The organism is Pseudomonas sp. GW821-FHT07E12, from assembly GCF_058986605.1.
Map to the genome: position 1 here is coordinate 78,559 of NZ_JBYSVX010000017.1, position 13,057 is coordinate 91,615.

The 13,057-nt window shown below is 66.8% G+C and carries 11 protein-coding genes; 5 read left to right on the forward strand and 6 right to left on the reverse strand.

Annotated features, from left to right (window positions below; all coding sequences use genetic code 11):
• Window positions 1-105 precede the first annotated feature (105 nt).
• Window positions 106-1,914 (forward strand): DUF885 domain-containing protein, encoded by a 1,809-nt coding sequence (locus AC3WJE_RS11560; RefSeq protein WP_493730944.1) that lies wholly within the window; start codon window positions 106-108, stop codon window positions 1,912-1,914.
• 299 nt (window positions 1,915-2,213) lie between these two features.
• Here AC3WJE_RS11560 and AC3WJE_RS11565 read toward each other — a convergent pair whose 3' ends face one another.
• Window positions 2,214-3,434, reverse strand: coding sequence for an MFS transporter (locus AC3WJE_RS11565; protein ID WP_493730945.1), 1,221 nt, complete (start codon window positions 3,432-3,434; stop codon window positions 2,214-2,216).
• Window positions 3,435-3,509: 75 nt separating this feature from the next.
• On the opposite strand from AC3WJE_RS11565, the gene AC3WJE_RS11570 reads away from it, so the two are divergent.
• Window positions 3,510-4,532 carry an AraC family transcriptional regulator gene (locus tag AC3WJE_RS11570; protein ID WP_493730946.1) on the forward strand — a complete coding sequence of 341 codons (1,023 nt, stop codon included), beginning with the start codon at window positions 3,510-3,512 and terminating at the stop codon, window positions 4,530-4,532.
• A 304-nt stretch (window positions 4,533-4,836) separates the two neighbouring features.
• Complete coding sequence (locus AC3WJE_RS11575) at window positions 4,837-5,202, forward strand: hypothetical protein (RefSeq protein WP_493730947.1); 366 nt, start codon at window positions 4,837-4,839, stop codon at window positions 5,200-5,202.
• Window positions 5,203-5,211: 9 nt separating this feature from the next.
• Here the strand turns inward: AC3WJE_RS11575 and AC3WJE_RS11580 are convergent, their stop codons facing one another.
• The 3 genes from AC3WJE_RS11580 to AC3WJE_RS11590 all read right to left on the reverse strand — a co-directional run bounded on the left by AC3WJE_RS11580 (window position 5,212) and on the right by AC3WJE_RS11590 (window position 9,113).
• The gene (locus AC3WJE_RS11580; protein WP_493730956.1) at window positions 5,212-7,047 is read right to left on the reverse strand and encodes an ABC transporter ATP-binding protein; all 1,836 of its coding nucleotides are present in this window, start codon (window positions 7,045-7,047) and stop codon (window positions 5,212-5,214) included.
• Between the two features lie 100 nt (window positions 7,048-7,147).
• The gene (locus AC3WJE_RS11585) at window positions 7,148-8,008 is read right to left on the reverse strand and encodes a MipA/OmpV family protein (RefSeq protein ID WP_493730948.1); all 861 of its coding nucleotides are present in this window, start codon (window positions 8,006-8,008) and stop codon (window positions 7,148-7,150) included.
• 142 nt (window positions 8,009-8,150) lie between these two features.
• Window positions 8,151-9,113, reverse strand: a complete 963-nt coding sequence (locus tag AC3WJE_RS11590; RefSeq protein WP_493730949.1) for a helix-turn-helix domain-containing protein — start codon at window positions 9,111-9,113, stop codon at window positions 8,151-8,153.
• Between the two features lie 92 nt (window positions 9,114-9,205).
• Between AC3WJE_RS11590 and AC3WJE_RS11595 the strand changes: the two genes are divergently transcribed.
• The gene (locus AC3WJE_RS11595) at window positions 9,206-9,607 is read left to right on the forward strand and encodes a rhodanese-like domain-containing protein (protein ID WP_493730950.1); all 402 of its coding nucleotides are present in this window, start codon (window positions 9,206-9,208) and stop codon (window positions 9,605-9,607) included.
• 123 nt (window positions 9,608-9,730) lie between these two features.
• On the opposite strand, the gene AC3WJE_RS11600 is transcribed toward AC3WJE_RS11595, so the two are convergent.
• Together AC3WJE_RS11600 and rraA are read right to left on the reverse strand one after the other, a co-directional pair.
• Window positions 9,731-11,314, reverse strand: coding sequence for a serine hydrolase (locus AC3WJE_RS11600; RefSeq protein WP_493730951.1), 1,584 nt, complete (start codon window positions 11,312-11,314; stop codon window positions 9,731-9,733).
• A gap of 20 nt (window positions 11,315-11,334) precedes the next feature.
• Window positions 11,335-11,817, reverse strand: a complete 483-nt coding sequence (gene rraA / locus AC3WJE_RS11605; protein ID WP_493730952.1) for a ribonuclease E activity regulator RraA — start codon at window positions 11,815-11,817, stop codon at window positions 11,335-11,337.
• 328 nt (window positions 11,818-12,145) lie between these two features.
• On the opposite strand from rraA, the gene AC3WJE_RS11610 reads away from it, so the two are divergent.
• The gene (locus tag AC3WJE_RS11610) at window positions 12,146-12,985 is read left to right on the forward strand and encodes a DUF72 domain-containing protein (RefSeq protein WP_493730953.1); all 840 of its coding nucleotides are present in this window, start codon (window positions 12,146-12,148) and stop codon (window positions 12,983-12,985) included.
• The last annotated feature ends 72 nt before the right edge of the window (window positions 12,986-13,057 follow it).

A 13,057-nucleotide genomic window follows, 5' to 3' on the forward strand; every position in this document is an offset into this window, starting at 1 on the left:
GAGTGGCGTGCAAAGCGGCTCGCCCGGGATCGCCCCATCCAACGGCAGGGGCACAGCCAAGGCCGCCGCCGTATGCTGGGCGTTTCGTCCACCCTGAGCCACACCATGCGCAAGCACCTGCTCGCTGTTGCCCTGCTCGCCGCCCTCGCCGGCTGCCAGCAGGCCGAATCCCCCTCGACCGCATCGCACGATGCCCATGCCGCGGCGGTCGCCGATCCGGCTGCGGATACCCGCTTCGCCGACCTGTCGAAGAAGGCGCTCGACACCTGGATGCAGCTCTCGCCAGTCAATGCCACCCAGGCCGGCGAGCACCGCTTCGACACCCAGATCGACGACCTCAGCACCGCCGGTCGCCAGAAGAGCCTGGATGCCAGCAAGGCGCTGCTGGCCGAACTGAACACGATCGACGTCGCCAAGCTCTCGCGCGAGAACCAGGTCGACGCGGCGATCCTGCGCAACCAGCTGCAGTCGGACATCTGGAGCAGCGAGACCCTGCAGAGCTGGGCCTGGGATCCGCAGCTTTACAACGGCCTGGCCGGCAGCGCGATCTACGGCCTGATGGCGCGCGAATTCGCGCCGCTGCCGGAGCGCATCAAGTCGGCGACCGAGCGCATGGAGAAGATCCCGCAGATCTTCGCGCAGGCACGCGCGAACCTGGATCCGGCACGCGTGCCGCAGGTGCATGCCACCACCGTCGCCAAGCAGAACAAGGGCATCCTCTCGATCGTCGATACCTTCATCACCCCGCACCTGGGTGAGCTGGCGCCGGCCGACGCCGAGCGCACCCGCGCCGCTATCGAGACGCTGAAGAAGGCGGTAGCCGACCAGCAGGAATGGCTGGACAAGACGCTGGTGCCGAACGCCAAGGGCGACTTCCGCATCGGTGCGGAGAAATACGACCAGAAGCTGAAGTTCGCGCTGCTGTCTTCGCTGTCGCGCGCGGACATCAAGCAGCGCGCCGAATCCGAACTCGCGCGCGTGCGCACCGAGATGTACGGCATCGCCCGTACCGTGCTGAAGGACAAGCCGAACGCGCCGGCGCTGCCGGATACGCCGAGCGACGAGCAGCAGCAGGCCGCGATCGAAGCGGCGCTGGAGCTGGCCTACGCCGAGCATCCGGCGCGCGACAAGGTGGTCGAGGACGCCAAGGCCTCGCTGAAGTCGGCGACCGACTTCGTGCGTGCACACGACCTGGTGACGCTGCCGGACGCACCGGTGGACGTGATCCTGATGCCGGAGTTCCAGCGCGGCGTCGCGGTGGCCTACTGCGATTCGCCCGGCCCGCTCGACAAGAACCTGAAGACCTTCTACGCGATCTCGCCGATCCCGGACGATTGGACGCAGGCGCAGGCCGACTCGTTCCTGCGCGAATACAACTCGCGGATGATCCACCTGCTGTCCATCCACGAGGGCATCCCCGGCCACTACCTGGAAGGCTGGCACTCGGCCAAGTTCCCCTCGACGCTGCGCGGCGTGCTGCGTTCGGGTCTGTTCGCCGAAGGTTGGGCGGTCTACACCGAGCGGATGATGCAGGAGCAGGGCTATCTCGATAACGATCCGCTGTTCCATCTGGTGCAGTTGAAGTTCTACCTGCGCACGATCGCCAACGCGATCCTCGACCAGGGCGTGCAGGTGGACGGCTGGAGCCGCGAACAGGCCATGCATCTGATGACCCACGACACCTTCCAGCAGGAGAGCGAGGCGTCCGGCAAATGGACGCGTGCGCAGCTGTCTTCCGCGCAGCTGCCGACCTACTTCGTCGGCGTGCAGGAGCATCTGGACATGCGCAAGGCGGTGCAGGAAAAGCAGGGCGCCGCGTTCAACCTGAAGGCCTACCACGACCAGGTGCTCTCGTACGGCGCCCCGCCGGTGCGCTTCGTGCGTGAGTTGATGCTGGATCAGCCGATCGAGTGATGCTCAGCATGTAGGCATGCCGGAGTGCCAAGGACGGCGCTCAAGCCAGCAGATTGCACTGGCAGCAATTGAGCTACACGCGGCACGCGCATGCCCGGGACGTTCCCGGATCCGATGTTTTCCCGTCGCTCCGACGTAGCGCCTGACCCCGCGAAGGCGGGGCCGGGAGCCCGGTGACTTTCACCGTGATCCGATCGAAAGTCGCCGGATCCCCGCCTGCGCGGGGACGACGATCTACATCCGCACCGACCTTGGTCGACACCATCACTTCAACTCGTCACCCGTTGAATCCGCTGCCCTCACGCCGCTTCACCCACCGGCATCTCGACACGCGGCCCTCGATGCCAGGTCAGCATCGCGCCCAGCACCATCGTGACCACCGCGAACAGCGGGCCGCCCAAGGCGCCGAACTGATCCACCAGTACGCCACCGCCGATCGCGCCGCTTGCGATCGCGACCTGGAATGCGGTCACCAGCAAGCCACTGGCGCCTTCGGCCTGGTCCGGCGCGGCACGCACCATCCAGATCTGCAGGCCCACCGGGAATGCGCCGAACGCGAAGCCCCACAAGGTGATCGCCACCGCCGCCACCGTCGGCGACTCGCCGCGCATCAGCAGGCTCGCCGCCAGCAATGCGATCAGCGTGCTGCCGAACAACACCGCCACGCGCTCGCTGCGTCCGGCCAGCCAGCCGCCGAACAGGTTGCCGAAGAAGCCGCCGATGCCGTAGCCCAGCAGGATCCCTGAAATCGCGCCTATCGACAGATGGGTGACGTTCTCCATCAGCGGCCGGATGTAGGTGAAGCCGGCGAAGTGGCCGGAGATCACCAGCAACACCACCAACAGCACGATGCGGACCGAGCGGCGTCCCAGCAACTCGCCGAGCACGCGCAGGTCCGACGAACCGCGCGGCCGCAGCGACGGCAGCGTCGCGACCTGCGACAGCAAGGTCAGCAGCGAAACCACACCCGCTGCCACGAAAGCGCTGCGCCAGCCCCAGTTCGCGCCCATCCACGCCCCCACCGGCGCGGCGCAGACCGTGGCGACCGAGACGCCACTGAGGATCAACGACATCGCCCGCGGGAACAGCGCCTCGGGCACCAGCCGCATCGCCAGCGGCGCGGCCATCGCCCAGAAGCCGCCCAGCGCCACGCCAAGCACCACGCGCGCCACCAGCAACGTCGTCAGCGTGTGCGCGGCTACCGCCAGGACGTTGGACAGCACCAGCAACAGGGTCAGGCCGAACATCACGTAACGGCGGTCGAGGCGGCGGGTCAGCAACGGCAGCATCGGAGCGGCGACGGCGGCCACCAGCGCGGTCGCGGTGACGCTCTGCCCGGCCGCCCCCTCGCTGATGGCCAGATCGGCCGCCATCGAGGTCAGCAGGCTGGCCGGCAGGAACTCGGCGGTGACCAGGCCGAACACGCCGAGGGTCAGCGAGAACACCGCCCACCATTGGGCGGAGGCGGCGGTTTCGGGCAAGGCGGTGCTGTCGGCGCACTCGGAGCAGGCGTTGGACATCAGAGGGGGCCGGAGAAAGAAGGGACAGGCAGCTTAGGCGTATGATCCAGGCGTTTCCATGCTGGAAGCTCCGCAATGCTTATCCAATCGTCCCAGCCCTCCCCCATCGTCCCGGCCCCAGCACCACCGGACATGCTGACCCAGGTGCTGCTGGGGCTGCGCCTGAATGGGGTGGAGTACGGCCGTTGCGAGTTGCCGACACCGTGGTCGCTGGCCTTCCCGGCGCAACGCGACGCGCGCTTCCATTTCGTCGCGCGCGGCGGCGCCTGGCTGCGCGTCGAAGGCGCGGACTGGAAACGGCTGCGCACCGGCGATGCGGTATTGCTGCCGCGCGGCAGCGCACACGTGTTGGCGAGTGCGCCGGACGTGCCGACGGTGGATATCGGCAGCTGCGCACGCACAGCGGTGTCCGAGGATGTCTACCTGGTGCGCAAATGCGGGGACGCGCGCACCGCCGAGCCGGAGGTCGAATCCACGACACCGGCCGATGTGCTGTTCTGCGGGGCGATGCGTTTCAACCTGGATCCGTTGCATCCGCTGCTGGCGATGATGCCGGAGCGGATGCTGGCCGATGACCTGATCAAGCGTGATCCGGCCGTGCCGGTGCTGCTGGAGGCGATGGAACGCGAGGCCTCGCTGGACCGCATCGGTGCCTGCGGCATCCTCGCGCGGATGGCCGATGTGCTGGCCGCCAGCATCATCCGTGCCTGGGTCGAGTGCGCCTGCAGCGATTCCAGCGGCTGGATCGCCGCGGTGCACTGCCCGAAGATCGGCAGGGTGATCGCCGCCATCCACGCCGAACCCGAGCGCGACTGGAGCGTCGCCGAGCTTGCCCAGCTGATGGGCGCCTCGCGCTCGCGCTTCGCCGAATCGTTCACCCGCACCGTCGGCGAGAGCCCGGCGCGCTATGTGGCCAAGGTCAAGATGTTCCAGGCGCGGCGCTGGATCCAGCAGGAAGGCATGCGCGTGACCGTCGCCGCCGGCAGGCTGGGTTATGACAGTGAGGCCTCCTTCAGCCGTGCGTTCAAACGCATCATCGGCGTACCGCCGAGTGCGGTGCGTGCGCCTGCTGCAACGGTTGCTGCCACTGCGGTCTAGGAAAGAACGATTTCCGTCATTCCCGCGAAACGCGCTTCCACAGCCGAATGGCTGGTAAAGCGTGAATGACGGATCAAAGTCAGCGGATCAAAGTGGATTCGTTCAGCACCGCAACACGCGTCCCGCCGTATTTCGACACGCGGAAACCGTGACGTACTCCCGCCTCGACAGCACATCCGCACGACCATGTTTCGATCGGTAACGTCCGTTTATCGAAATGCATCGTGCGCGACACACCGCGTCAACCTGCACGGAGAGTGAGCCTCTAGGATCGCCATGCACTTTCCGCCTCCACGACAGGAGCATGCAGATGAAGATCCTCGCCGCCCTTCCCCTTCTGGGCACGCTATGCCTGATCCACCCTGCTTCGGCTGCGGAGCAGGCTCAAAAGACCGACACGGCATCGACCAGCGCGACTGCCGCGACGACCGGCCAGGGCCATACCTGCCCACCTCCGGGCCCGCCGCCGGATGGCAGGGGTCCGCCGCCGCGTGACGGCGACAGACCACCGCCGCCTCCACCGCCGCGCGATGGCGACAATCGCCCGCCACCGCCGCGCGACGGCAAGGGGCCGCCGCCCTGCGCGCCGCCCAAGGACAAGGACAAGAGCTCGGTGTCCTCCAAGTCTTCCGACTCGGATGGCACGGGCAAGCTCAGCACGGAGAAGTAACCGCGCGGCTTACGCGTCGGCCGCGACGAATCCTCCGGTCTGCCGCGCCCACAGCCGTGCATACAGTCCGCCACGCGCGACCAGCTCAGCGTGCGTGCCGGTCTCGACGATCGCGCCGTGATCCATCACCACCAGTCGGTCCATGCGCGCGATGGTCGAGAGCCGGTGCGCGATCGCGATCACCGTCTTGCCGGCCATCAATTCGTCGAGGCTGTCCTGGATCGCCGCCTCGACCTCCGAATCCAGCGCCGAAGTCGCTTCGTCCAGCACCAGGATCGGGGCGTCCTTGAGCAGCACGCGCGCGATCGCGATGCGTTGGCGCTGTCCACCGGACAGCTTCACACCGCGCTCGCCGACGTGCGCGTCGTAACCGCGCCGGCCCTCGCCATCCACCAGCGTCTCGATGAAGCCGTCCGCACGCGCCTTGCGTACCGCCGCATGCAACTGCTCATCGCTGGCATCGGGCCGGCCGTACAGCAGGTTGTCGCGGATCGAGCGATGCAGCAGCGAGGTGTCCTGGGTCACCACGCCGATCTGCCGGCGCAGGCTTTCCTGGGTGACCTGGGCGATGTCCTGACCGTCGACCAGGATGCGCCCGCTCTCCAGGTCGTACAGGCGCAGCAGGATGTTCACCAGCGTGGATTTGCCGGCGCCGGACGGGCCCACCAGACCGATCTTCTCGCCCGGCCGCACCCGCAGGTCCAGCCCGGCCATCACGCCACCGCGCTTGCTGTAGTGAAAGTGGATGTTCTCGAAATCCACGTCCCCACGCGTCACCTGCAACACGCGCGCATCCGGGGTGTCCTGCACCGTCAGCGGCCGCGCGATGGTCTGCATGCCGTCCTGCACCGTACCGATGTCCTCGAAGATGCCATTGACCGTCCACATAATCCAGCCGGACATGTTGTGGATGCGGATCACCAGACCGGTCGCGACGGTGATCGCGCCGACGCTGACCTGTCCACGATTCCACAGCCACAGCGCCAACGCGCAGGTACCGACGATCAGGAAGCCGTTGGCGATCGCGATCGAGGTATCCATCATCGTGGTCACGCGGGTCTGCGCGCGATGCTTGACCGCCAGCTCGTCGATCGCCTCGCGCACATAGCCCTGCTCACGACCGGCATGCGCGAACAGCTTGAGCGTGGTCACGTTGGTGTAGCCATCCACGATCCGCCCCATCGCCCGTGAACGCGCATCCGAGGCGATCCAGGCGCGGGTCTTCATGCGCGGCACGAAATACGCCATCAGGCTCGTGTAGGTCACCAGCCAGATCAGCAACGGCGCGGTCAGCCACGGATCGGCCTGGGCGAACAGGTACAGCGCGCTGCCGGTATAGACCACGATGTACCAGAGCGCATCGACCATCTGCACCGCCGACTCGCGCAGCGAAGTGCCGGTCTGCATCACCCGGTTGGCGATGCGCCCGGCGAAGTCGTTCTGGAAGAACGCCAGGCTCTGCCGCACCACGTAGTTGTGCATCAGCCAGCGCGCGCGGTTGCTCAGCCCGGGCACGATCGCCTGGTTGACCAGCAGGTTGTGCAGCGCCACCAACACCGGACGTGCGACCAGCGTGATGCCCGCCATCCACAGCAGCTCGCCGGCGTGGCGCCGGAAGAAATCCGCACCCGGTCGCTCGGCCAGCATGTCGACGATGCGGCCGAGGAAATCGAACATCGCCACCTCCACCAGCGCCAGCAGCAGGCCGGCCAGCAGCGTCGCCAGCAGCAGCGGCCACAATGGGCGCAGGTAGTGCAGGTAGAAACGCCATACCGCGCTGGGCGGCGTGCGACTCTCGGTCGGCGGGAACACCTGTACGAGAGATTCAAACCAACGGAACATCACGAACATCCATCCTTCAAGGACACGCAGGGTAGCCGATGCCACCGACTACGCCGTGTGCATGCCCGATGGCAGCATGTCCTCGTGCGTGGATCCGGCGCCGTCAGAACGTATAGGTCAGCGCCAACGTCACTTCGGCACCGGTGTGGCTGGCGACGATCGGGCTGTCGCTGGCGATGTCGGTGTAGTGCGTGGCGGTGAACTGCACCACGCTGCCCCAGTGCGGAGTGAAGGTGTGGTCCCACTCGATCCCGCTGGAGATCGCATACAAACCCGACCCCGGCGTGAACGCGTCGAACCCGGTGCGCGAGCTTTGCAGCGCGGTGACGCCGTAGTAGGCCTGGTTGTAGCGACTGTTGCCCCAATGCCCGTCCACATCGACCGACACTTCATCGCTGGCGGTCTTCCAGGGCGTGAACTCCACGCCGGCCCGGTAACGCTGGCGACGGAGGCCGCTGCGAAGCGTGAGTTCGGCCTCGGCACTGGCCATGAACCAGGGGTTGAACTGCTGTCCCACCAGCGTCTTGCTGGTGTACGAATCAGGGACCTGGCCCATGCCGGACAGTTCGTGCCCGCCCGGCCGCCAGCGGCTGTCGTGATCGGTGCGGCCCAGGTCGTAGTAGATCGACTGCGACATCGACAGGCCCGAGGCGGTCTGGAACTGCAACCCCACACCGCGCGTGGTGTCGGCAAACAGGATGCCGCGCTGTATCGAGAACACCGGCAACGGCTCCCAGCGGTCCTGCGCGGCGCCATCATAGCTGGGCGTGAACACCGCCGACATGCCGACCGTCAGCTCGGTCTTGTCGCCCCACAGGCTCTGCGGGACGGCAGGTGAAGCCGATGAATCGGACGTCGAAGCCGATTGATCCGTATCGGCAGGCGCGGCCTGAACCACCCAGGGCGCGCAGAACACAGCCACCAAAGCCAGGCGCAGTGCGCCCTCACGTAAGCCGACCGACATCAAGCACCTCTCCTGGGAATCATGCGTCCGGGCAATCTCGACGGCCCGCCAACCTCTCAAGTATCGCGGCATAGGCCTTACACCAGCCTTTCGGCATGGCCGGAAAGCTGAACGAGGCCCCACACCTTTGCATGCCCCGATGTCAGGCCGCGTGACCAAAGCTTTTCCGATAGACCGAAGGTGCCACGCCCACGCCACGCCGGAATGCGGCCCGGAACGATTCCTGGGTCTGGAAACCGCAAGCCTCGGCAACCCGCTCCAGATCCAGCCGCCCCGCTTCCAGCAACGCCTTGGCGGCACGCACCCGCTCCTGCTGCAGCCAGTGCGCTGGCGTCGTGCCGATCGCGAGCTTGAAGCGGCGATAGAAATTGCGCTCGCTCATCGCGGCAACGCGCGCCAGATCCGGCGCGGCGATGCCGGCATGCAGGCGCTGGCGTGCCCAGTCGAACACGCCATCAAACGGATCGTTGCGGCGCTTGGGCACCGGGCTGCTCACGAACTGGCGTTGCCCACCCTCGCGATGCGGCAGCATCACCAGCCGCTGCGCGACCCGGTTGGCGATGGCGGTACCGAAATCGCTGCGGATCAGGTGCAGACCCGCATCGATCCCCGCCGCGCTGCCGGCCGAAGTGACGATCCCGTCGTCCTCGACGTAGAGCGCATCGGAAACCAGCGTACTGGCGGGAAAACACGCCCGGAAACGCTCCTCGTAGCGCCAGTGAGTCGTGGCCCTACGCCCGTCGAGCAGACCGCAATGACCGAGCAGGAACGCGCCCGAACAGATCGACAGTACGCGTGTACCCCGCGCATGCGCCTTGCACAGGGCCGATTTCAACGCTTCGGAAGGCCGTACCTCCGGCCCGCTCCAGCCGGGAACCACGATCGTGTGCGCCTTGCGCAACTGCTCCAACCCACCATCAGCGGCAATCCGCATGCCGCCGATACCGCTGCGCACCCGGGCGGTGGTCATCGCCACGCCGAAGCGATACCAGGGCACGTCCAGTTCCGGTCGCTGGAGCCCAAACAGCTCTGCGGCGATGCCAAATTCGAACAGGCACAGGTTCGGATACGCCAGCGCGACCACGTAACGAGGACTTTTCGACATGGCAGGAAATGACCGGTGTTCGTCAATCCTGCCAGTTTAGCCCGCGCCTTGCCCGGATCACACTGACGCCTCCCAACCCCAGGAGACGATCGATGCAAAGCCCCGTACTGCGGACACCCGCCACCAGCGCCCAGGCACTGCAGCACTTCGGCGCCAAGCTGGCGCTGGAAACGGATTGCTGGGACGTGCACGAAGCGCTGTCGTCCGGCACGCCGGGATTCGTGCTGCTCGATGTCCGCTCGCCCGAGCTGTATGCGCAAGGCCACGTGCCGGGCGCGCTCAATCTCCTGCACCGCAAGATCGTGCAGGGCAAGCTCGCCGAGTATCCGGCTGACACCTTGTTCGTCGTGTACTGCGCCGGCCCACACTGCAATGGGGCCGACAAGGCCGCGTTGCGGTTGGCCACGCTGGAACGCCCGGTGAAGTTGATGATCGGCGGCATCACCGGCTGGCTGGACGAGGGCTTCGCGCTGGCGCGCGACCAAGCCATCTGAGCACCAACCTCTCGTAGGAGCGGCTCTGGGTGGCCTAGGGCCATCAGCCGCGATGGAGCTTTACCGGTGAAGCTCCATCGCGGCTAAAGCCGCTCCTACGGACCCGGAGAGATCAGTAACCCGTTACTCCACCGGCACCAACACCAGATCCTGGAAGTCGAAGCTGAAATCGGTCAACGCCGACACCGACTCCATCCGCAGCTCGCGCACCTTGCCGTCCGGCGTCAGCGCGAAATTGACGAACGCATCGGCATTGAGCGAGCGATCGTCCCAGCGCACGATGAACGTGTCGTGCTGCCAATGCTCGAGCGTGCCCAGCAACTGCGCGGTCTTGGCGAACTGCAGACGCAAACGCTTGCCGTCCTGACGAATCGCAACATCGCCATACCAGGCATCGCGGTAAGTGCCGACATAGCCGGACAGAGGCAACGATGGCCTGGACGTCGCATCGCGCGCGGCCACGTGCTTGTCCCAGCTCTCGTCAGCCTTTTCCTGTGCCTTGGCCGCCGCCTTGGCGTAGGCCGCGGTCCAGTCGGTCTTCGGCGCATTGAGGTAGGCATCCAGTACCTGCATCGTCACCGCGTTGAACGCCGCGCCGATCTCCTGATTGGTCAACACGATCACGCCGAGCTTCTGCTCCGGCAGCAGGGTCAGGCGCGACACCATGCCCGGCCAGCCGCCGGTGTGCCAGACCAACCGGTGGCCGCGATAGTCACTCAGGCTCCAACCCTCGCCATAACCGGCGAAGTTCGGCTTGGCCGGCAGCAACTCGGGCACGCCCGGCTCGGCGATCGCGATCGGCGTGATCACCGACCACATCTCGCGCTGACGCGCCTCGGTGAACAGCGGCGTGCCATCCGCCAACTGTCCGCCGGCCAGTTGTACGTTCATCCACTTGGCCAGATCGTGCACGCTGGCGTAGATGCCGCCGGCGCCGGAGTTGTTGGACCAGGTCAGCGGCGCGACCGTGCGCAACTCGGTGAAGTCGTACTTGGCGTGGCCGACCGCCGGCGCATCGCCCGGCCGCAGATGGTCCGCATTGAAACGCGTGCCGCTCATGCCGACCGGATCGAAGATGCGCTTCTGCAGGAAATCGGCGTAGGACATCCCCGAAACCTGCTCGATCACCTTCTGCGCCACCGCGTAGAGGATGTTGTCGTAGGCATAGCGATCGCGGAAGCCGCCCTTCAACGGCACCTTGGCCAGTCGCTTGACCACCTCGTCGGTGCTGTAGCCCGTGGTCGGCCAGAACAGCAGGTCACCGGCGCCCAGGCTCAACCCACTGCGATGCGCGAGCAGGTCGCGGATGCGCATTTCGCCGGTGACATAGGGATCGGACATGCGGAACCACGGCAGGTGGTCGATCACCCGGTCGTCGAGCCTGAGCTTGCCTTCGTCGGCCAGGATCGACAGCGAGGCGGCGGTGAACGCCTTGGTGTTGGAAGCGATCGCGAACGGCGTGGTCGCCGTCACCGGATCGGCCTTGCCGATCTCGCGCACCCCATAGCCACGCTCCAGCACCACCTGCCCATCCTTGACGATCGCCACCGCGATGCCCGGCACGTCGAAGGTCTTGCGCACGCGCTCGACCTGCGCATCGAAATCGCGTAATCCCGCCGGCACATCGACTTCGACTTTCACTTCCGCTTCCGCCGCCTGCGCGGCCATCGCAATCACCATCACGCTCCCCAGCCACCACGTCTTCAATCGCATTCTCCTCGGTGTGATCAATCCAGCGGCAACTGCAGCGGCGACAACAGCACGCCGTTGGCATCCGCGTACAACCAATGCCCCGGCACGAACACGACGCCGGCAAAGTTCACCGGTACATCCACCTCGCCCAGCCCCCGCTTCTCGGTCCTGCGCGGACATGCCGCCAGCGCGAACACGCCCAGCGGCAACGTCGCCAGCACTTCCACATCACGCACGCAGCCGTGGATCAGCACGCCGGCCCAGCCGTTGCTCGCCGCGTTGGCGGCGATCTGGTCGCCCAGCAGCGCATGCCTGAGCGAGCCATGCCCATCCACCACCAGCACCCGGCCCTGGCCGGGCACTGCCGCCAGCTCGCGCACGCGCGAGTTGTCCTCGCTGCAGTGCACTGTCATGACCGGCCCGGAGAACGCATCCCGGCCACCGAAGCTGCGAAACAGCGGCTCGGCGACCGCCACGTCGGGGAAACGGTCACACAGGTCCGGTGTGGTCCAGCGCATGGCCAGCTTCCTCTGGTTGGGGAACGTCGGGATAGTAGCCGGACACGTGACGGCCGCGCAGTGCCCCGACGGGCCCAGGAATCCACCGACAGCACCGGCACGACTGCGCGCGGTGGTAACGTAGCCCCGGCAACCCCGTCGTCGCGTCACGTGACACGGACGCATCGCCCAGCCCCGCCACCGTCGTCAGCGACACGGCGCAGCCAATCGAAGGCGATCTTCGGGAGTGCTCCGGACGGACGCCGGGACGAGGATCAGGCTTTCTCCGTGGATGCCACGCGGACGATGCCGGAACGAGAACGCAGGCAGTCAATCAGGAAACCACGTCTTGAACGGACTTTTCGAAACGTCGCCGCAGGCCAGCGACGGCATCCACGTCGGTATCGGCGGCTGGGTCTACGAGCCGTGGCGCGCCGGCATGTTCTATCCCTCCGGGCTGGTGCAGCGGCGCGAGCTGGGATACGCCAGCCGCCACCTCACCAGCATCGAGATCAACAGCACCTACTACGGCACGCAGAAACCGGCGACCTACGCGAAGTGGCGCGACGAGACCCCCGAGGGCTTCGTGTTCTCGGCCAAGGCGCCCAAGCGGATCGTGCAGGCGCGTCATCTGGCCGGCACCGGTGCCCAGGTCGATGACTTCATCGGCGGCATCTCCGAACTGGGCAGCCGGCTGGGCCCACTGGTCTGGCAGTTCGCGCACGGGCGGACGCTGCAGCAGGACGACTTCGACGCCTTCCTGGCCCTGCTGCCACAGAAAATCGGCGAGCGGCGCCTGCGCCACGTCCTTGAGATCCGCGATCTCGCATTCGTGGACGCCGCCCTGCTCGCGCGGATACGCCAACACGGCATGGCGACGGTGTTCACCGACAGCGACGAATACCCCTCGTTCGCCGACCTCGGCGGCGACTTCGTCTATGCGCGCCTGATGCGCAGCCAGTCCGACATCGACACCGGTTATCCGGACGCAGCGCTGCAGCGCTGGTCCGAGCGCATCCAGGCGTGGCGACGTGGCGAAGACAACCCCGACCTGCCACACATCGGCGCGCCGCTGCCGCCGGGCAAACCACGCGAGGTATTCGTCTACTTCATCAGCGCCGCCAAGGAACGCAACCCGGCCGCGGCCATGACACTGCTGCGCAAACTGGCCGACGCGAGCAATTCGTAGGAGCGGGGGGGGGGGGGGGGGGGGGGGGGGGGGGGGGGGGGGGGGGGGGGGGGGGGGGGGGGGGGGGGGGGG